The sequence below is a fragment of the Streptomyces sp. NBC_01788 genome (assembly GCF_035917575.1).
In the GTDB taxonomy this organism is placed as follows: domain Bacteria; phylum Actinomycetota; class Actinomycetes; order Streptomycetales; family Streptomycetaceae; genus Streptomyces.
In genome coordinates this window covers 2631474-2651023 of sequence record NZ_CP109090.1, presented here as the reverse complement: position 1 = coordinate 2651023, position 19550 = coordinate 2631474, and the positions used below count along the sequence as shown (strand labels likewise).

Here is a 19550-nt window from a genome sequence, read left to right as displayed (position 1 = left end):
CGCGCATCTCCCAGGCCTGCCCACATCATCGGGCGAGGCGGACCGGGCCGCCCGCGGAGTCCATCGCCACACCCCTTCCGGCCCCCGTCACGGGGGCCGTCCGAGCCTACGCGGCCGGAGTTGCCCGCGTCATGCGATCCGACGACCGTCGTGCGACCGGAAACGACCGCCGCCGTCCGCGCGACGCGCACCCGCCGGGGACGGGGTGGGAACCCGTCCGGTCACCGCCCCGGCGAGGGCAGCGGCGTCACCGGCACCCCGCCGGCCGCCGCGCCCAGCAGCGTCAGCCGCACCTGCCCCGGACCCGACAGTGTGGTGAACTCCGACAGCACCGCCAGAGCAAGGGTGTTGGTGCCCCGCGTGCGCAGGATCCCGTTCGGCAGGACGAACGTGTGCTGCGGACCCACATCGTTGATGTACTGGCCCATGTTCCAGCCGTTGAGGAAGATCTGCGCGCGGTAGGAGCGGTACCGGTCGTCGTCCAGGGTGAGCCCGATCGAGGCGTCCACGCCCTGCTCCACGGCCAGCCGGAACGTGGTCCGGTACCAGGTCACCCCCTGCCGCCGCGCCGCGCGCGGGAACGCGACCGGCTCCCAGTCGCGGTCCGCGAAGCCCGGCAGATGCCAGCCCTCCCGCTCCCCGTACAGCCCGCCGTTGTTCAGCGGCCCGCGCACCGGGTCCGGCGCGGCCTCGCCCTGGATCCGCCACCGCACCTTCGGCGCGCCCCCCTTGAAGGCGACCGCCGTCAGACCGCGCGCCGCCTTGTGCGTGTCGCGCGCGGAGCCGTCCTGGTCGTGCTGCATCCGTCGCACCAGGACCGACAGCACGTGCCGGCCGGGCCCGCGCCGCGCCTCGCGTACCGGGAAGACCGCCGTGTCCGACCAACTGCCCTGCCGGATCGTGCTGTTGTCGGGCACCGGCAGCCGGTGGGTGCCCAGCGGCTCACCGTCCAGCCAGGCCATCAGCAGCCCCTGCGTGCCGGCGGCGTAGGAGAGGGAGACCGATTCGACGCCGGTGGCGTCCGTGAACGTGCCGCGGTACCAGACGTCCCCGTAGTGGAAGCCGTAGTCGTCGGCGAACAGCACCGGCTGCCCCTTCGGCACGGGAGTCGTGCTGTACGAGGACGTCCGGTCGGCGGCCTTCCACGCCGAGTCGTCGAAGCCCGGCCCGGACTCGGGGTTCTCGGCGCGCGTCCGCCAGCCGCCGAGCGCGGGCAGCGCCACCTCGGGCACGCCCGGCAGCGGGGCGGCCGCCCGCACGCTCTCCGAGCCGGTGGCCGACACCGGCACCGCGCGGCCGTTCCACGTCACGCCGTCGATGCCGCGCGGCCCCCACATCTCCAGACCGGTCTCCCCGACGGTGTCACCGGTGAGGTGCACCGTGGAACCGCGCACGGTGGCGGTGCGCAGCAGCGCGGGGCCGTGGACCAGCAGGGAGCCCGACGGGGTGTCGTACGGCCACAGACGCGTCGAGGTCGCCTCGTCGGCGAACAGCAGCAGCAGCGGGCGGCCGTTCCCGTCGCCCTCCACCCGGACCCCGATCAGCCCGCCGGCGCCGAGCGGGACGGTCAGCCGCAGCAGGCCCCGGTCGTAGGCGTACGCGGCCTGCTGGCTCATCCGGGTCACCAGCGGTTCCTGGGCGGCCTCGATGACCACGCGCGCCAGTTCGCCCTGCGGCCCGCAGAACACGGCGACGTCCTGCCGTCCGGCGTTGAGGAACAGCATCGGCTGCGCGGTGGAGTACCGCACCTTCCGTTGCCCCAGCGTCAGCCCGGTGACCATCAGCCGGGCGTCCCGGGCGGGCACGGTCACCGGCAGGTCGGCGCCGGCCGCGCGCAGCGTCGAGGAGACCTCCTGGCCGCCGTCGTTGCGCAGGACGTAGACGTGGGCGCCGGTGTCCGGGTTCTTCAGGTGGTACGTCGTCAGCCCGCGCACCTTCACGTCGGCCGCGCGGTCCAGCCGGGCGAAGTCGGGAACGCGCTGGAGCATGTGCCCGATCTGGTGCATCGGCACCAGCTTGTCGGTGGGCAGGCGGCCCTCGTCCAGGGCCGCCCCGTAGTCGTACGACGTGTAGACGACCGGTGCGGGCAGCCAGCCCCAGGAGGTGCCGCCGAAGGCCATGTACACGTTGTGGACGGTGATGCCGTTGGCGAGGTGGGTCAGGTAGAAGCGCCGCTCGTACGCCGCGTCCCGGGTGCGCCGCGACTCCGCGTACCCCTTGCCCCTGGACCAGGCACCGCCCCACGGATCGAACCAGCCGCCGCCGGACTCGGGCATGAACCCGGGAGTGCGCGGGCTGGCGCTCGCCCCGCCCGTCTTCCCTCCGCTGCCGAAGTGCCCCCAGTCGGGCGGGGGCTGGGACGGCGAGGGGTACCCGTCGAACCCGTACAGCCATCCCCGCTTCTCACCGCCGGTGTCGAACGAGCCGGGGGTCCAGTGGCCGTTCCTGCCCTTGTCGTTGTGGAAGAGGGGCACGTCGATGCCGTCGGCGCGCACCTTCTTGTACAGGTGGGACATGTAGGCGCGCCCGGTCGGCTCGTCCACGTGGGCGTCGTACTCGTTCTCGATCTGGTAGAGCAGGACGGTGCCCCTGCCCCGGGTGAACAGGTGCCGGACGGCGATGGCGTCGACGTGGCCCAGCCACTCGTCGACGTGCTTCAGGTACGTCGGGTCGGCGGTCCGCGCGGTGCCCTCGGTGGCGGTCAGCCAGCCGGGGAAGCCGCCGCCGTCGACCTCGGCGTTGATGTAGGGGCCGGGGCGCAGGATGACGTAGAGGCCGGTCTCGGCGGCCATGCGCAGGAACAGGTCCAGGTCCCGCACCCCGGTGAAGTCGTACCGTCCCGGGGCGGGGGAGTGGTAGTTCCAGGCCACATAGACGCTGACGGCGTTGAAGCCGTACGCGCGCATCTTCTGGAGCACGTCCCGCCACAGGGCCGGGCTCGGCAGCCGGAAGGGGTGCATCTCGCCCGACCACAGCACCAGCCGCCGGCCGTCGACCAGCAGCGAGTAGGAGTCGAAACCGACGCTGTGCCGCCGTCCGTCGGCGCTCGGCGGGGGCGGTGGCGGGCCCGTGGGCACGGAGCGCGCGGCGAAGGCCGACGGCGCTCCCGGGCCGCCGCTGCCGCCCAGAGCCAGTCCGAGCGCGGCGGTGCTCGCGAGGGCGCTGAATGAACGTCTGCTGAGCGCCAAGGGTGTGCCTCCGGGGGCGATCTTACGGGCGCGGATCCCGTCATTCTCCACGGAACCCACCTGCCCCACGCACGCGCACACGACTTGGCACGGCCGCGGGGGGCACACCAGAGCCGCCCGGCCAAGTAGCGCCGGAGCCGCCGCCCCCGGTTCAGCCGCGTCGCGCTCGGCCAGTTCTTGGGCCGGACCAGCCGAGCGACCGGGACCGCAGGGGGAGGGGACACCCGGCGGGCTACGGACCCGGAGCGGGGCCGGTCCGGGGCTGCGGGGCGCCGTCCCCGGCGCCGGGGTCAAGCCGGGGCCTCCGGGAGGCGGGGCGGAGTGTGCTCCCGGCGGGTCCGGATGCGGGTGCGGTGGGCCAGATCTGGGGGGTGGGCACCTCGGTGGCCAGAGCCGGCGTGAGGCGGGGACTGCCAAGAGGCGGCCGCGGGCGGGGACTCCCGGCGGGTCCGGGTGCGGTGGCTGGGTCGGGGCCGCGGAGGCCCCGCCCCCCGGGCTCTGCCGCTTGGCGGCCTGGTTCGTATCTGCTGCGGTGGGCCGGTTCTTGGGGGTGGGCCGGCCGGTGGCCAGGGCTGGGGTGAGGCCGGGACTGTCGGGAGGCGGGGCGGTGAGGCGGCCGCGGGCGGGGACTCCCGGCGGGTCCGGGTGCGGTGGCTGGGTCGGGGCCGCGGAGGCCCCGCCCCCGGCTCTGCCGCTTGGCGGCCTGGTTCATGTCTGCTGCGGTGGGCCGGTTCTGGGGGGTGGGCACCCTGGTGGCCGGGGTTAGGGGCGCGGAGGTCCACCGTGGGCCGGGGTGTCCGGCAGGGCAGGGTGCGGTGGCCGGGGCCGGGGGATGCCGTTCCCGGCCCCGGTTGTCATCCGGCCTGGTTCTTGCCTGCCGCGGTGGGCCAGTGGGGAGTGGGCACCCCGGTGGCCGGGGGCAGGGGGCGCGGAGGTCCACCGTGGGCCGGGGTGTCCGGCAGGGCAGGGTGCGGTGGTCGGGGCCGGGGGATGCCGTTCCCGGCCCCGGTTGTCATCCGGCCTGGTTCTTGCCCACTGCGGTGGGCCAGTGGGGAGTGGGCACCCCGGTGGCCGGGGGCAGGGGGCGCGGAGGCCCACCGCGGGCCGGGGTGTCCGGCAGGGCAGGGTGCGGTGGTCGGGGCCGGGGGATGCCGTTCCCGGCCCCGGTTGTCATCCGGCCTGGTTCATGCCTGCCGCGTTGGGCCAGTTCTGGGGGCTGGGCCAGCCGGCTGCCGGGGCCGGGGTGAGGCCGGGGCCCTCGGGGGGCGGGGTGGTCATGCCGCGCACCTGGGCGGCGGTGAGGCCACCGCGGGCCGGGACGCCCGGCGGGGTGGGCCCAGGGACGGGGGGCGGGGCCTGCTGCGCCGGCGGTGCCAGGGGCTGCATCGGGGCCGGTGCGGGGACCGGCGGCAGGGGCGCGGCGGGGACGGGTGGCTGCGGGGCCGGCGCCGCCGACGCCGTGGCGGGGAGCGGCATCGCCATGCCGGGGGCGGGGGCGGCCATTCCCGGGGCGACGGCCATTCCCGGGGCGGCCATTCCCGGGGCGGCCAGCGCCGGGGCGGGGCCCGCCATGGCGGCGGTCACGGCGGCCGGTATTCGCATGCCGCCTCCGTTGGTCTCGCTGACCAGCCGGTCCACCGCCGCCATACCCGAGCTGTAGTTGGTCCCTGTCCCCAACTCGGGTACGGCGGCTCCCTTCCTGCTGCCGTAGAGCACCTGTTCCAAGGCGGACACGAGACGACGCACGTCCACCTCGGGGCGCACCACGAGCCGCAGGAAGCGGCTGGAGGAGCCGATCTTGTTGCCGCACTCGCGGACCAGGATCCGGTGCTCGGTGAGCAGCCGGTCCCGTACCACGGTGCCCTCGGCGCCCACGGGAAGGCGCACGAAGAGGAAGTTGCCCTGGGACGGGTAGACCGTCAGACCGGGCAGTGCCGAGAGATGGGCGGCCATCTCCATCCGGTCGCGGCGCACCTGCTGAAGGCTCTGCCGGTACTCCGTGCCGTGCTCCTTGAGCATGAACACCACGTGCTCGGCGAAGGAGTTGAGGTTCCACTTCGGCAGCATCGAGCGGATCTTGCCCGCCAGCGCCGGGTTGGCGACCAGGTATCCGAAGCGGATCCCGTGCAGGCCGAAGTTCTTGCCCAGGCTGCGCAGCACGACCACGTTCGGGCGCAGCATGGCCTCCTGCACCACGCTCGGCTCGGCCTCGGCGTCGGCGAACTCCAGGAACGACTCGTCGATCACCACCAGGTCCAGATCGGCCAGGGAGTCCATGAACTGCACCATGGCGTGCTTGGGCACGAAGCCGCCGTCGGGGTTGTTGGGGTTGCAGACGACGGCGACCCTGGTCCCCCGAGCCCGGATGAACTCGGTGTACTGCGCCAGGTCCAGGGCGAAACCGCTGGACTCCTGGAGCGGGAACATGTCGACCCGCTTGCCGGTCTCCATGGGCTGGTCGGTCCAGCGGCCGAAGGTGGGGACGGGGACGGCCAGGGACTCGCGCACCAGCAGGTGGTCGATCCAGGTGATCAGTTCGGTCGAGCCGTTGCCCATCGCCACGCACTGCGGCGGCAGCTGGAGCAGGTTGCACAGCTCGGCCGTGATCGTGTCGGCGCTGGACGGGTAGTACGTGACGATCTCGCGCAGCCGTGTCGCCATGTCCTGGAACATGTCGGGCGTGGGGAAATAGGGATTGCACGGAATGCAGAAGTCCACCGGCCCGGCCCCGTCGCCGCCCTCCCGCGTCAGCGCCGCCATCGACGGACTGTGCGCCGCGGTGCTGCGGAACAGCGAGGTGACGTTGTCGGCCATGGAACCTCCATATGGGGCGGGCCCGGTGGGGGCGGCCGGGTCCGTCGTTCTGGGGTGGCCCGCGCGGGGGAGCGCGGGCCGTTCATGGATACGGATACGGAGGTGACGTTGTTCAACTCATGTGTGAGAAGTGTGGTTTCCGGGTAGCCGTGGGCTCCGCTCGGGTGCGGCGCGAACCGGCCTACGAACCGGACCTGCGCTTGTTCCACACGTCGAACCCGACCGCGGCCAGCAGCGCCAGCCCCTTGATGACCTGCTGCCAGTCGGTGCCGACGCTGAGCAGGTTCATGCCGTTGTTCAGCACGCCGAGGACGAGCCCGCCGATGATCGCGCCGAGCACGGTTCCGACACCGCCGCTCATGGACGCGCCACCGATGAACGACGAGGCGATGGCCTCCAGTTCGTAGTTCACGCCGGCCTTCGGAGAGGCCGCGTTCAGGCGGGCGGCCACCACCAGTCCCGCCAGGGCCGCGAGCACGCCCATGTTCAGGAACACCTGGAAGGTGACCCTCCTGTCCTTGACCCCGGACAGCTTCGCGGCGGGCAGGTTGCCACCGATGGCGTAGATGTGGCGGCCGAAGACGGCGTTGCGCATCACATAGCCGTAGCCGACCACCAGCACGCCGAGGACGATCAGCACGATCGGCGCGCCCTTGTAGCTGGCGAGCAGCAGCGTGACGACCAGGACGGCGGCGACGAGGGCGACGAGCTTGAGCGCGAACAGCCGTGCGGGCAGCACGTCGAGGGAGAACTCCTGCTGCCGGCGCCGGTCGCGCACCTCCTGCCACACCACGGAGGCGATCAGGACGAGGCCGAGGAGCAGGGTGAGGTTGTGGTAGTTGGTGCTCGGCCCGACCTCGGGCAGGAACCCGTTGCCCATCTTCTGCAGCCCGCCCGGGAACGGGCCGAGGGTCTGGCCCTTGAGCAGGATCTCCGTCAGCCCGCGGAAGAGCAGCATCCCGGCGAGGGTGACGATGAACGACGGTATGCCCAGATACGCGATCATGAACCCTTGCAGCGAGCCCGCGGCCGCCCCCACCAGCAGGCACAGGCCCACCGCGACAGGCCACGGCACCTGGTGGCTGACCGTCAGGGCCGCCGCCACCGCGCCGACGAACGCGGTCAGCGAGCCGACCGACAGGTCGATGTGTCCCGCGATGATCACCATCATCATGCCGATGGCCAGGATCAGGATGTAGCTGTTCTGGAGCACCAGGTTGGAGACGTTGCGCGGCAGCAGCAGGTCCCCTCCGGTCCAGATCTCGAACAGGACGACGATCAGCCCGAGCGCGATCAGCATGCCGTACTGCCGCATGTTGCGGCGCAGGCCGTTCAGCACCAGCCCCAGCAGACCGCGGCCGGTGGCCGCCGCGCCGCGGTCCGGTGGTGCGGGGGCCGGGGGTTGCGCGGTCACGTCCGTGCTCATTGCGTCACCTCTTCGTCCTTCGTGTTCTTCGTCATGTGGCGCATCAGCACTTCCTGGGTGGCCTCCGCGCGCGGCACCTCACCGGTCAGCCGCCCCGCGGCCATCGTGTAGATGCGGTCGCACATGCCGAGCAGTTCCGGCAGTTCGGAGGAGATGAAGACGACCGCCTTGCCCTGGGCGGCCAACTGGTTGATGACCGTGTAGATCTCGTACTTGGCGCCCACGTCGATGCCGCGCGTGGGTTCGTCCAGGATCAGCACCTCCGGACCGGCGAAGATCCACTTGCTGAGGACGACCTTCTGCTGGTTGCCGCCGGACAGCCTGCCCACCGGCTCGAAGACGGTCGGCGCCTTGATGTTCATGGACGTGCGGAACGCCTCGGCGACCCGCTGCTCCTCGTGCTCGTCCACCACACCCCGCCGGGCCACCTTGCGCAGCGCGGTCAGCGAGATGTTCCGGTGGACGGTGTCCATGAGGTTCAGGCCGTAGTGCTTGCGGTCCTCGGTGACGTAGGCGATGCCGTGCCCGACCGCCTCCGCGACGGTCCTGGTGCGGATCTCCCGGCCGTCCTTGAGGACGGTGCCGGCCGCGTACCGGCCGTAGGCGCGGCCGAAGACGCTCATCGCGAGTTCGGTGCGGCCGGCGCCCATCAGGCCCGCGATGCCGACGATCTCGCCGCGCCGCACCCGGACCGACACGTCGTCGACGACCCGGCGCTGTCGGTCGATCGGGTGGAACACGGTCCAGCCCCGGATCTCCAGGGCCGGGGCCGCGCCCTCCTGGGGCTGGTGCGGGGTGCGTTCGGGGAAGCGGTGGTCGAGGTCGCGGCCGACCATGCCCGCGATGATCCGCTCCTCGGTGGTGCCGGCCGCCCTCACATCCAGGGTCTCGATGGTGTGGCCGTCGCGCAGGATCGTCACCGAGTCGGCGACCTGGCGAATCTCGTTGAGCTTGTGGGAGATGATGATCGAGGTGATGCCCTGCTCCTTCAACTCAAGGATCAGGCGCAGGAGTTTGCCGCTGTCCTCGTCGTTCAGGGCCGCCGTCGGCTCGTCCAGGATGAGCAGCTTCACGGACTTCGACAGCGCCTTGGCGATCTCCACGAGCTGCTGCTTGCCGACGCCGATGTCGGCGACCCGGGTCTCGGGGTGCTCGTCGAGACCGACGCGGCGCAGCAGTGCGGTGGCGTGCCGGAGGGTGTCGTTCCAGTTGATGAACCCGCGCGTGGCGTGTTCGTTGCCGAGGAAGATGTTCTCCGCGATGGACAGGTACGGCACCAGCGCCAGCTCCTGGTGGATGATGACGATGCCGCGCCGTTCGCTGGCCCGGATGTCCTTGAAACGGCACACCTCCTGCTCGAAGAGGATCTCGCCCTCGTAACTTCCGTGCGGATGGACGCCGGAGAGCACCTTCATCAGGGTGGACTTGCCGGCGCCGTTCTCCCCGCAGATGGCGTGCACCTCGCCCTGGCGAACCGTCAGCGTGACGTCCGACAGCGCTTTGACACCGGGAAAGGTCTTGCCGATCGAGCGCATTTCCAGGACGGGTCCCGCCATGGTCCTGCCTTCCAGTCGGTTGGGGTCGGTGGATGCGGCGGTCGCTTCCCCGGCTACTTGTTCAGCTCGGCGTCGCTGTAGTAGCCGCCCTTGACGAGGACCTCCTCGTAGTTGCTCTTGTCGACGCTCACCGGTTGCAGCAGGTAGGCGGGCACCACCTTCGAGCCGTTGTCATACGTCTTGGCGTCATTGACCTGCGGCTTCTTGCCCTTCAGTGAGTCGTCGACCATCGCCGAGGCGATCTCGGCGAGCTTGCGGGTGTCCTTGTAGACGGTCTGCGTCTGCTCGCCCGCGATGATCGACTTGACCGAGGCCAGCTCGGCGTCCTGACCGGTGACGACGGGCAGCGGCTTGCTCCCCGAGCCGTAGCCGTCCGACTTCAGCGCGGAGAGGATGCCGATGGATATGCCGTCGTAGGGCGAGAGCACCGCGTCGACCCGGCCGCTCTTGTAGGAGGAGGTGAGGATGTCGTCCATGCGCCGCTGCGCGGTCGCGCCGTCCCAGCGCAGGGTGGTGACCTTGGTGAGCTGCGTCTGGCCGGACCTCACCTTCAGCTTGCCGCTGTCCAGGTACGGCTTCAGGACGCTCATCGCGCCGTTGAAGAAGTACTTGGTGTTGTTGTCGTCGTTGGAGCCGGCGAACAGCTCGATGTTGAACGGGCCCTTGCCGTCCTTGAGGCCGAGCTTGTCGACGATGTAGCCGGCCTGGAGCCGGCCGACCTTCTCGTTGTCGAAGGAGGCGTAGTAGTCGACGTGCTTCGTGCCGAGGATCAGCCGGTCGTAGGCGATGACCGGGATGCCGGCGTCGGCCGCCTCCTGGAGGACGTTGTTCAGCGACTTGTTGTCGATGGCGGCGACGATCAGGCCCTTGACGCCCTGGGTGATCAGGTTCTCGATCTGCGAGACCTGGGTGTCGGGGTTGTCCTCGCCGAAGACCAGCTTGGTCCGGTAGCCCTTGGCCTGGAGGTCCTTGACGACGTTGTCGCCGTCGGAGATCCATCGCTCGGAGGACTTCGTCGGCATCGCGATGCCGATGGTGGCGCCCTTGGTGTTGCCCGACTTCTCCTTGCTGCCGCCCTCGCTGTTCTGTCCGCAGGCGGACAGGGTCAGGGCGAGGGACGCGGCTGTGGCCGTGGCGGCGAGGGTGGCTCGGCGGTTGCGCATGGTGATCAGTCCTTGTCCGTCTGGTCGGTGTGGGGCGTGGGGAGGTGCTCGCGGCGTCCGTCAGGCGCCGGTGGGGAAGCGGTGGAGCGGGCCCGGCAGCCGGGAGCCGAGCGGCGCCATGTCACCGGCGGCGCCGTGGCGGGCGAGCAGGTCCAGGGCGAGCCGGCCGCGCCGCACCCGTTCCCGGGCCGTGGCCAGGGTGAGCTCCCGCAGGTGGTGTCCGTACGGGTAGATGCCGGGCGCCTTGGACAGGCCGAACTTCAGGTAGAGCGGTGCGCCGCGCCGGATCAGCTCGGCGACCTCGTACATCCGGACATAGCCGCCGAGGTCGTCGGGCGCCTCGATGTACATGTCCATGGGGGCGCCCGACACCCGCCGGATCTCGGTGAGGTGATCGAGCGTCAGATCGCTTGGCACGTTCACGGAGTCGGCGCCCAGACGCTCGAAGACGGCGTACGACGCCGGGTTCACCGGGCCGATCAGCGCGGACACCTTCAGGGTGGTGTCGGCCGGGATCAGGCCCGTCGTACGCGCCCGGTGCAGCGTCCACAGCACCCCCTCGTCGGCGACCAGCAGACAGCGCACGCCCAGCTCCGTGGCCCGGACGGCGTCCTCGACGCACCCGGCGACCGCGTCGTGGCCGCGGGCGCGCAGCCCCGCCCCGCGTGAGTCGGAGCGCACCGAGCCCCCGGTGTCCCAGGTGCCGCGCGGGCCGGTGAACAGGCACAGTTCGACGCCGTGTGCGGTACTCGCGTCGACCATCTCGCCGATCTCGGCGTCGGTCAGCATCCACACGCCGCTGCCCTGGCTGATCCGGTGGATCGGCACATCGAGCCGTGCGGCCTCGTCGAGGACCACCGCCAGCGCCTCCGGGCCCTCGCACGAGGGGATCTCCGTGCGCCAGCGGCCGCCGCCGGGGAAGGCGTGCGGCGAGGTGTCGGCGGGGTCGAGGGCGGGGGCGCCGAGGCCCAGTGCGGTGAGCGTCTGCTCAGCGGGTCTGCGGGCGGCCGTGGCGGAAGCGTCGGTCACAGGCTGTCCTTCGTGTTCGGTGTCTCGGACAAGGTTCGTGGCTCCGGGTATGGCGGGCCGTGCACGGAGCCGGCGGTGACCCGGGCCCGGTGTGCCGCTCACGGCGTCCTCGGATCACGCCGTGAGCGGCACTCGGGTCACGGGCGGAGCAGCACCTTGCCCACCTTCGGATCGCCCGCCCCCACCAGGTCGATGGCGTGCGAGAACTCGGCGAGCGGGAGCTCGTGGGTGACGAGCGGGAGCGGATCGAGCAGTCCGGCCGCGAACATCCGCACGGTGTGCGCCCAGGCGTGCGGCGGCGCCCCGAAGACGGTGTGCACCTCCAGCTGCCGTACGACGAGGTCGGTCGGGTCCAGTCCCTCGGCGCCCGGGGCCGGGATGCCGGTCAGGACCAGCCGCCCACCGCGTCTGAGCAGCGCGGCGGCGGTACGCGCCGCGTCCGCGGACCCGGCCGTCTCGATCACCACGTCGAAGCCGCCGGGCAGCCGCCGGTCCTTGGTGGAGAAGCCGGTGGCGCCGAACCGCCGGGCCAGGGCCTCGCGGTCGTCGCGCGTGCCGACGACCAGCAGCTCGGCCGGGGAGAGCGCCTTGAGGAACTGCACGGCGAACATCCCGAGCGTGCCGGTGCCGACCACGGCGACCCGCTCGCCCGGCCGGGCGTCCGCCTTCAGCGCCGCGGCCGCTACACAGGCGGCCGGCTCCAGCAGCGCGGCGGCGGTGAGGTCGGCGTCCTCGGGGAGCACGTGCAGCAGCCGGGCCGGCAGCGTCAGCGTGGTGGCCATCGCGCCGGGCCGGGTGAAGCCGGTCTCCTCGTACCCCGCCGTGCACAGGGTCGTCTCGCCCGCGTGACAGCGGTCGCACACCTGGCAGTTGCGGAAACCCTCGCCGACCACCGTGCGGCCCACGAGAGGGCCGGGCACCCCGGCGCCCACCCGCCGGACCGTCCCGGACCACTCGTGGCCCGGCGTCAGCGGGTAACGCACGTACCCGTCGGGCCGGTTGCCCTGGTACACCTCGCGGTCGCTGCCGCAGATCCCCACGGCGTGCACGGCGACCAGCGCCTCGCCCGGTCCCGGGTCGCGCGGCGTGTGCCCGGCGATCCGGTGCGTGCCCGGGGCCTCGACGACGACCTCTGTGCTCACTTCGTCCCCTTCGGCCTGCGCTGCTCCCAGCCCTCGGCCCACAGGTCGAACCGGGCCTGCTGCTGGGGGAATTCGGCCGCCCTGTCGACATCCAGCTCGACGCCGAGACCGGGCGCGTCGGAGAGGTGGAAGCAGCCGTCCTCCGGGTCCACCCGGGGCGCGCCCCTGACCACCTTCTTGATCTCCGCGTCGGCGAAGTCGTTGAAGTGCTCCAGGATCTTGAAATTCGGTGTGGTGAAGCCGACTTGGAGCGAGGCGGCGGTGAGTACGGACCCGCCGACGTTGTGCGGGGCGACGAGCATGTAGTGCGTCTCGGCGGTCGCGGCCAGCTTCCGGGTCTCCCAGATGCCGCCGATGTGGCCGACGTCCGGCTGGATGATGTCGGCGGACTGGTCGTCGAAGAGCTCGCGGAACTCGATCCGGTCGTGGATGCGCTCGCCGGTGGCGACCGGGATGTCGACCTTGGCGGCGACCGTCCGCAGCGCCTTCAGGTTCTCCGGCGGCACCGGCTCCTCCAGCCAGGCCGGGGCGAAGGGCGCCATCTCCCTCGCCAGCCGGACGGCGGTGGCGGGGGAGAAGCGGCCGTGCATCTCCAGCATCAGCTCGGTGCCGGGGCCGATGGCGTCCCGTACGGCCTCGATGAGCGAGACGGCGTACAGGGTCCCCTCGTGGTCGAGTTCGAAGTGCCCGGTGCCGAAGGGGTCGATCTTGAGCGCCCGGTAACCGCGCTCCACGACCCCCTGCGCGGCCTTGTGGTACGCCTCCGGGGTGCGCTCGGTGGTGTACCAGCCGTTGGCGTACGCCTTCACCCGGTCGGTGACCTTGCCGCCGAGTAACTGCCAAACGGGGACGCCGAGCGCCTTGCCCTTGATGTCCCAGCAGGCCATCTCCACGACCGCGATGCCGGACATCACGATCTCACCCGCGCGGCCGAAGTCGCCGTACTTCATCCGGCGGACGAGGTCCTCGGCGGCGAACGGGTCCGAGCCGAGGATGTGGTTGGCCTCGGCCTCCCTCAAGTAGCCGATCAGAGCGTCGGTGTGGCCCAGCATCCGGGTCTCGCCGACCCCCGTGATGCCCTCGTCGGTGTGCACCTGGACGTAGGTCAGGTTGCGCCACGGCGTCCCGACCACATGGGTGCTGATTCCGGTGATGCGCACGGCGCCCGCCCCTCGGCTGCTCGACATCGTTGTCGTCGTTGTCGTTGGTGTTTGGTGTTCGAGATTTCGTCAGACGTTCGAAATGCTGGCGCGACAGTAGGGATGGGGTGGTGAGGGTGTCAATGGGTCCGACAGATAACGGTTTTGGCGGGCCTGTCGGTCACTTTTTCGATCCCGCACAGAACCTTCACAGGGGTGGCTAGGAACCGCGCCCATCCGGAACTTAGTCTTCCCGCGTCATGAACTACTGCCACCCGTGCCGACGGCACCTGAACGGCGCCCTCGCCTGCCCGGGGTGCGGCACCCCAGTGGAGTCACTTCCCGCAAACGCGGAGGACCCCGGGGTGAGTGCGGAACCCACTGCCACCCAAGTCCCGCAGGAGAGCGGGGAGTTCCACCCCGACGAGGAGCGCGCTGAACGCGATCGGGACGACGGGGCTGACGGTGACGACGGCCATGCCGAGCCCGAGGGGCGGTCCGGTCGGCGCCGCTCGCGCGGCCGGGGCGGAGCGGCCGAGGGCGACGAGGACGTAGAGGCTGACGAGGACGACGCCGAGGACGCGGAGAGTGCGGGGGTCGGGAGCGCGAGCCGGCGGGACCGCAAGGCCGCGGTCCACCGCAGGCGCCGCCGCCGCATCCTGCTGACAGTCGTCGGCTTCGTCCTGGCGGGCGGCGGTCTGAGCCTGGCCGAACTCGGCGTCGACGCGCCGGGCCTGCCGGGCTTGTCCAGCCAGGAGCCGGCCGCGGTCGGCGACGACGTGTCCGAGGACGACGCGTCCCCCTCGGACGCCGGCGGGACGGCCGGGCCGGCTGACGACGCGCCGGGGACCGCCACGGACACGGCCACGCCGGACGCCTCGAAGTCGGCCTCTCCCTCCGCCTCCGCGAAGGACGACAAACCGGAACCGGACGCGAGCGACACGAGCAGCCCCCGGCAGTCGGCCGGGGCGCCGGCGCAGAGCGAGACGGGCCGGAGTGCGGACCGGCCGGGCGCACCGGACTCCGCGACCCCGGAGGCGCCCCAGCCCGCGGACCCCCCGACGAGCGACCCCGCCCCGCCGCCCCCTCAGCCGGACCCCACACCCACCCCGACCCACACCTGCGACCGCTTCCTGTGGTGGTGCACGTAGGGCGCGATGCGCGGGCCTGAGGGCCGCACGTCGGCTCGACGCCGAACACGACGGCGGTCGCGGGTGATTGGCGAACCCGCGGCCGCCGCACTGCCGGCGCCGGGCCGCGCGCCCCCATGGCGGCAGCCGCGCTCAGCCGAGCCGCGCCGTTCAGCCGGCCCTCAGTGGAACTCGTCGCCCCGAGCTTCTCAGCCGAGCCGCTCAGCCCGAGCCCTTCGGTCCGAGCCCTTCGGTCCGAGCCCTTCGGTCCGAGCCCTTCGGTCCGAGCCCTTCGGTCCGAGCCCTTCGGTCCGAGCCCTTCGGTCCGAGCCCTTCGGTCCGAGCCCTTCGGTCCGAGCCCTTCGGTCCGAGCCCTTCGGTCCGAGCCCTTCGGTCCGAGCCCTTCGGTCCGAGCCCTTCGGTCCGAGCCCTTCGGTCCGAGCCCTTCGGTCCGAGCCCTTCGGTCCGAGCCCTTCGGTCCGAGCCCTTCGGTCCGAGCCGCTCAGCCCGAGCCCTTCGGCCGAACCGCTCAGCCCGGGTGCCGGGGGCCTGAGCCCCTCGACGCGATCCCCTCGATGCGAGCCCCTCAGCCGGACAGCTCAGTCCGATCCCCTCGATGCGAGCCCCTCAGCCGGACCGCTCAGCCGAGTTCGTCGGCCGAGCCCGTCAGCCGAACTGCTCAGCCCGAGTCCCTCGGCCCGAGCCGTTCAGTCGAGCTGCTCAACCCGAGCGCCGGGGCCCGAGCCCCTCGGCCCGAGCCCCTCAGTCGAGTTCGTCGCCCGGGCTCGTCAGCTCGGCTCCCCCTCGTTCGTCATCCGCCGCAGCAGGTCACGCAGAGCCAGCCGTTCTTCCTCGGAGAGGCTCGCCAGTGGCTCCCGGGCGAAGCGCAGCCCTTCCCGCAGTTCGCGGGCCACGCGCCGCCCCTCCTCCGTCGCCGCCGCCAGCTTCACGCGCCGGTCGCCCGGATCCGGCCGCCGCTCCACCAGTCCCCGTGTCTCCAGCCGGTCCACGATCCCGGTGACGTTCGACGGCTCGCACTTCAGCTTCTGCGCCAGCCTCCGCATCGGCAGCGGCTCCAGCGACAGCAGACTCAGCAGCCGCGCCTGCGCCCCGGTCAGCGCGTGCTCACCGGCCGCCTCCTCGTAGTCCTCGTAGAAGCGGGCCACGACGTCCCCGATCAGCTCGACGACCTCCAGGGTCAGCGCGTCGGGGCGGCGGGTGTTCGGTGCGGCGGCCATGCGACCAGGGTACCGGCTTGCTTGACTTGATGAAATATTCAGGTGCATGGTTGTTTCAGTAACTGAAGTAACTGAAGTAACTGAAAGGCGCCTGTCGTGATCAACCGAGAATGGCACCTGCTCAGCCGCCCAGTCGGCTGGCCGAAACCGGAAGACTTCGCCCTGGTCGAGGCCGAGGTTCCGCAGCCGGGCGAGGGCCAGGTCCTCGTGCGCAACGAGTACCTCTCCGTCGACCCCTATATGCGGGGAAGAATGAACGCGGCCAAGTCGTACGCCGAGCCGTACGAACTCGGCAGGCCCATGCAGGGCGGCGCCGTCGGCGAGGTCGTCGCCTCCGAGGCCGAGGGGATCGCGGTCGGCGACCACGTCCTGCACTTCGGCGGCTGGCGCGAGTACGCCGCCGTCAACGGCCGCGGCGCCGTCAAGGTCGACCCCGCGGCCGCGCCCCTGCCGGCGTACCTCGGCGCGCTGGGCATGACGGGGCTGACCGCCTACGCCGGTCTGCTGCGCATCGCCTCCTTCAAGGAGGGCGACGCCGTCTTCGTCTCCGGCGCGGCCGGCGCGGTCGGCGGCCAGGCCGGGCAGATCGCCAGGCTCAAGGGCGCGTCGCGGGTGATCGGCTCCGCGGGCTCCGACGAGAAAGTCCGGCTGCTGACCGAGGAGTACGGCTTCGACGCCGCCTTCAACTACAGGAACGGCCCGGTGGCCGAGCAGTTGAAGGCCGCCGCCCCGGACGGTGTCGACGTCTACTTCGACAACGTCGGCGGCGAGCACCTGGAGGCCGCCATCGGATCCCTCAACCTGGGCGGACGCATCGCCGTCTGCGGCATGATCTCGGGGTACAACAACACCGAGCCCGCCCCGGGCCCGAGGAACCTCGCCCGGCTGATCCAGACCCGCGGCCGTATCCAGGGCTTCCTCGTCGGCGACCACTACGACCTCCAGCCCGAGTTCGTGCGGGAGGTCGGCGCCTGGGTGCGCTCGGGCGAGCTGAAGTACCGCGAGACCGTCGTCGAGGGCATCGAGCACACCCTGGAGGCCTTCCTCGGCGTGCTGCGCGGAGACAACACCGGGAAGATGATCGTCAAGCTGTGACCGCGCTCTGACAGCCGTTCCCCGAAGTTCCGACATGCGGTAACTTCATTCCGGAACCTGAAACCGCCAGGTGCGACCGTGGGCGCGAGTCGCGGCGGACGTAGGAAGGAACGCAACCCCATGGCCATCCAGCACTCCGACGTTCTGTACACCGCCGTCGCCACCGCCGAGAACGGCCGCGACGGCCGGGTCGCCACCGACGACGGCAAGCTCGACGTCGTCGTCAACCCGCCCAAGGAGATGGGCGGCAGCGGCGCCGGCACCAACCCCGAGCAGCTGTTCGCCGCCGGCTACAGCGCCTGCTTCCAGGGCGCCCTCGGCGTCGTCGCCCGCCAGGAGGGCGCCGACATCTCCGGCTCCACCGTCACCGCGAAGGTCGGCATCGGCAAGAACGAGGACGGGTTCGGGATCATCGTGGAGATCTCCGCGGACATCCCGAACGTCGACGCCGCCACGGCGAAGAGCCTGTTGGAGAAGGCCCACCAGGTCTGCCCCTACTCGAAGGCGACCCGAGGCAACATCACCGTGACACTGGGCTGAGCCGTACGGTCGCCCGCGCCCGCGCACCCGGAGGGTGAGCGGGCGCGGGCCCCGCATACAGTCTTCCCATGCGTGACCTCGGGGCCGGTTTCGCCCATCTCCTCAAAGGCCAGCGCTGGATGGCCCGGCACGGGCAGTCGTACCGCTTCGGACTGCTCCCCGGTCTGATCACCCTCGTGCTGTACGCGGCGACTCTCACCGCGCTCGCGCTGTGGGGAGACGACGCGGTCACGTGGGCCACCCCCTTCGCCGACGACTGGCCGGGCCCGTGGTCCGGTCTCTTCCGCGGCCTGCTCACCGCCGTGCTGTTCGCCCTGGGGCTGCTCCTCGCCGTGGTCACCTTCACCGCGGTCACCCTCCTGATCGGCCAGCCCTTCTACGAGAGCCTGTCCGAGCAGGTGGACCGGGACGTGTCGCCCGACGGCACGGCACCCGGGTCCGGCCTGCCGTTCTGGCGCGAGCTGTGGCTCTCGGCCCGTGACAGCCTGCGGATCGTCGTACGGGCCGCGCTGTGGGGCGTGCTGCTCTTCGCGCTGGGCTTCCTGCCGTTCGTCGGGCAGACGGTCGTGCCGGTGCTCGGCGTCTTCGTCACCGGCTTCTTCCTGACCGAGGAGCTCACCGCCGTCGCCCTCCAGCGCCGGAGTGTCGGACTCGGCGGCCGGCTGGCCCTGCTGCGCTCCCGCAAGCTGCTGGTCTGGGGCTTCGGCGCCCCGCTCGGCCTGGCCTTCCTGGTGCCGTTCGTGGCGGTGTTCCTCATGCCGGGCGCGGTCGCGGGCGCCACCCTGCTCGCCCGTGAGCTGCTGGACGAGGAGACCGGCGACGCGGTCGTTCCAGCACCGCGGACGCCCCCTCCGTCGGAGTCTCCGGCACCCGCCTGACCCGGGGGGCAGTGACGCAGCGGCGAAGCCGCCGGTGATTGTGAAGGGTTCGTACGAGATCGAGGGCCCGTGCCCGATGACCTGCCCCCTTCTCCTCCCGGCGGCTAACGTCTGGTCCGGGCCGAGTCCGCCCACCGGCAGCCCCGGCCCGGGACCTGACCCCCGGGCCGGGGCCGGCGCGTTCAGCGCGCCGAGAAGCCGTACACCGTCCGGGAGCGGAAGACCTCACCCGGCCGCAGCTCGGTGCTCGGGAAGCCGGGGCGGTTGGGGGAGTCCGGGAAGTGCTGGGTCTCCAGCGCGATCCCGCCACCGGGGGCGAAGGGGGCGGGAAGGTGGTCGCCGGTGTAGAGCTGGAGGCCCGGCTCGGTCGTCGCCACCGTCAGGACTCGGCCGGACGCCGGATCGTGCAGCTCGGCGACCTCCACCGGCTCGCCGGTGACGCCCTTGTCGAGGACCAGGTTGTGGTCGTATCCGGAGCCCGCCTTGCGCGGCTGCCGGAAGTCGAAGCTGGTGCCCGCCACCTCGTCGAGGGCGCCGGTCGGGATCAGCTCTGCGTCCACCGGGGTGTACCGGGAAGCGGCGAGCCGCAGTTCGTGGCCGCCCGTGTCGCCGCGGCCGCCGAGGTTCCAGTACGAGTGGCTGGTGAGGTTGACGACGGTCGGCGCGTCCGAGACCGCCTCGTAGGCGATGTGCAGGGCGCCCGCCGCGTCCAGGGTGTACGTCACCGAGACCTCCAGGCGGCCCGGGAAGCCCTCCTCGCCGTGCGGGCTGACCCGGCTGAGCCGCACCCCGTGCTCGACCGGCTCCACCTCCCACATCCGTTTGTCGAAGCCGCCGTCCCCGCCGTGCAGCGAGTTGCCGCCCTCGTTCTGCTCCAGCGCGTACGTCCGCCCGTCCAGCGGGAAGCGGCCCCCGGCGATCCGGTTGGCGTACCGCCCGATCAGCGCGCCGAGGAACGGCTCGGGGTGGGCCAGGTAGCCGTCGAGGCCGGGAAAGCCCAGCACCACGTCCGCCGTGCGCCCGTCCCGGTCCGGCACCTCGACCGACTGCACGATCCCGCCGTACGACAGCACCCGTATCCGCACCCCGGCCCGCTCCAGCGTCCAGCGGTGCACCCCGGTGCCGTCGGCCAGCGTGCCGAAGAGTTCACTCATGGGGAAACCCTAAGTCCTGTCGTCCGGGGGCCCTCAGGGGCGCTTCAAGGGCCGTTCG

Annotated in this window: 14 protein-coding genes; 4 read left to right on the top strand and 10 right to left on the bottom strand. The window is 71.9% G+C overall.

The genetic code is table 11. The features are described 5' to 3' along the window. Positions 1-221 precede the first annotated feature (221 nt). From OIE49_RS12215 to OIE49_RS12180, 8 genes are all read right to left on the bottom strand, one after another. Positions 222-3188, bottom strand: a complete 2967-nt coding sequence (locus tag OIE49_RS12215) for a beta-galactosidase (protein WP_326806202.1) — start codon at positions 3186-3188, stop codon at positions 222-224. Positions 3189-4358: 1170 nt separating this feature from the next. Continuing rightward, on the bottom strand, positions 4359-6002 hold the full coding sequence (locus OIE49_RS12210; protein WP_326802336.1) for a pyridoxal phosphate-dependent aminotransferase: 1644 nt from the start codon (positions 6000-6002) through the stop codon (positions 4359-4361). Positions 6003-6183: 181 nt separating this feature from the next. Beyond that, positions 6184-7428: a multiple monosaccharide ABC transporter permease gene (gene mmsB, locus OIE49_RS12205; RefSeq protein WP_100566971.1), complete on the bottom strand. Its 1245-nt coding sequence runs from the start codon at positions 7426-7428 to the stop codon at positions 6184-6186. Then, positions 7425-8984: a multiple monosaccharide ABC transporter ATP-binding protein gene (mmsA, locus tag OIE49_RS12200; RefSeq protein ID WP_326802335.1), complete on the bottom strand. Its 1560-nt coding sequence runs from the start codon at positions 8982-8984 to the stop codon at positions 7425-7427. Before mmsA ends, mmsB begins: the two co-directional genes overlap by 4 nt. Before the next feature lie 53 nt (positions 8985-9037). Continuing rightward, on the bottom strand, positions 9038-10147 hold the full coding sequence (gene chvE / locus OIE49_RS12195; protein ID WP_326802334.1) for a multiple monosaccharide ABC transporter substrate-binding protein: 1110 nt from the start codon (positions 10145-10147) through the stop codon (positions 9038-9040). A 60-nt stretch (positions 10148-10207) separates the two neighbouring features. Next, positions 10208-11176 carry a hypothetical protein gene (locus OIE49_RS12190; protein WP_100566974.1) on the bottom strand — a complete coding sequence of 323 codons (969 nt, stop codon included), beginning with the start codon at positions 11174-11176 and terminating at the stop codon, positions 10208-10210. Positions 11177-11313: 137 nt separating this feature from the next. Beyond that, on the bottom strand, positions 11314-12318 hold the full coding sequence (locus OIE49_RS12185) for a zinc-dependent alcohol dehydrogenase (protein ID WP_326802333.1): 1005 nt from the start codon (positions 12316-12318) through the stop codon (positions 11314-11316). Then, positions 12315-13478, bottom strand: coding sequence for a mandelate racemase/muconate lactonizing enzyme family protein (locus OIE49_RS12180; protein ID WP_326806201.1), 1164 nt, complete (start codon positions 13476-13478; stop codon positions 12315-12317). Before OIE49_RS12180 ends, OIE49_RS12185 begins: the two co-directional genes overlap by 4 nt. Positions 13479-13717: 239 nt before the next feature. Between OIE49_RS12180 and OIE49_RS12175 the strand changes: the two genes are divergently transcribed. Then, on the top strand, positions 13718-14608 hold the full coding sequence (locus tag OIE49_RS12175; RefSeq protein ID WP_401784425.1) for an SCO2400 family protein: 891 nt from the start codon (positions 13718-13720) through the stop codon (positions 14606-14608). 767 nt (positions 14609-15375) lie between these two features. Here the strand turns inward: OIE49_RS12175 and OIE49_RS12170 are convergent. Next, complete coding sequence (locus tag OIE49_RS12170; RefSeq protein WP_326802331.1) at positions 15376-15825, bottom strand: MarR family winged helix-turn-helix transcriptional regulator; 450 nt, start codon at positions 15823-15825, stop codon at positions 15376-15378. A 96-nt stretch (positions 15826-15921) separates the two neighbouring features. On the opposite strand from OIE49_RS12170, the gene OIE49_RS12165 reads away from it, so the two are divergent. The 3 genes from OIE49_RS12165 (at position 15922) to OIE49_RS12155 (ending at position 18338) form a co-directional block, all read left to right on the top strand. Further along, positions 15922-16920 carry an NADP-dependent oxidoreductase gene (locus OIE49_RS12165; protein WP_326802330.1) on the top strand — a complete coding sequence of 333 codons (999 nt, stop codon included), beginning with the start codon at positions 15922-15924 and terminating at the stop codon, positions 16918-16920. A gap of 120 nt (positions 16921-17040) precedes the next feature. Beyond that, positions 17041-17460 carry an organic hydroperoxide resistance protein gene (locus tag OIE49_RS12160; RefSeq protein WP_326802329.1) on the top strand — a complete coding sequence of 140 codons (420 nt, stop codon included), beginning with the start codon at positions 17041-17043 and terminating at the stop codon, positions 17458-17460. 68 nt (positions 17461-17528) lie between these two features. Further along, a complete protein-coding gene (locus tag OIE49_RS12155; RefSeq protein WP_326802328.1) occupies positions 17529-18338 on the top strand; it encodes an EI24 domain-containing protein in 810 nt (269 codons plus the stop codon). Positions 18339-18520: 182 nt separating this feature from the next. On the opposite strand, the gene OIE49_RS12150 is transcribed toward OIE49_RS12155, so the two are convergent. Beyond that, on the bottom strand, positions 18521-19492 hold the full coding sequence (locus tag OIE49_RS12150; RefSeq protein WP_326802327.1) for an aldose epimerase family protein: 972 nt from the start codon (positions 19490-19492) through the stop codon (positions 18521-18523). Positions 19493-19550 lie beyond the last annotated feature (58 nt).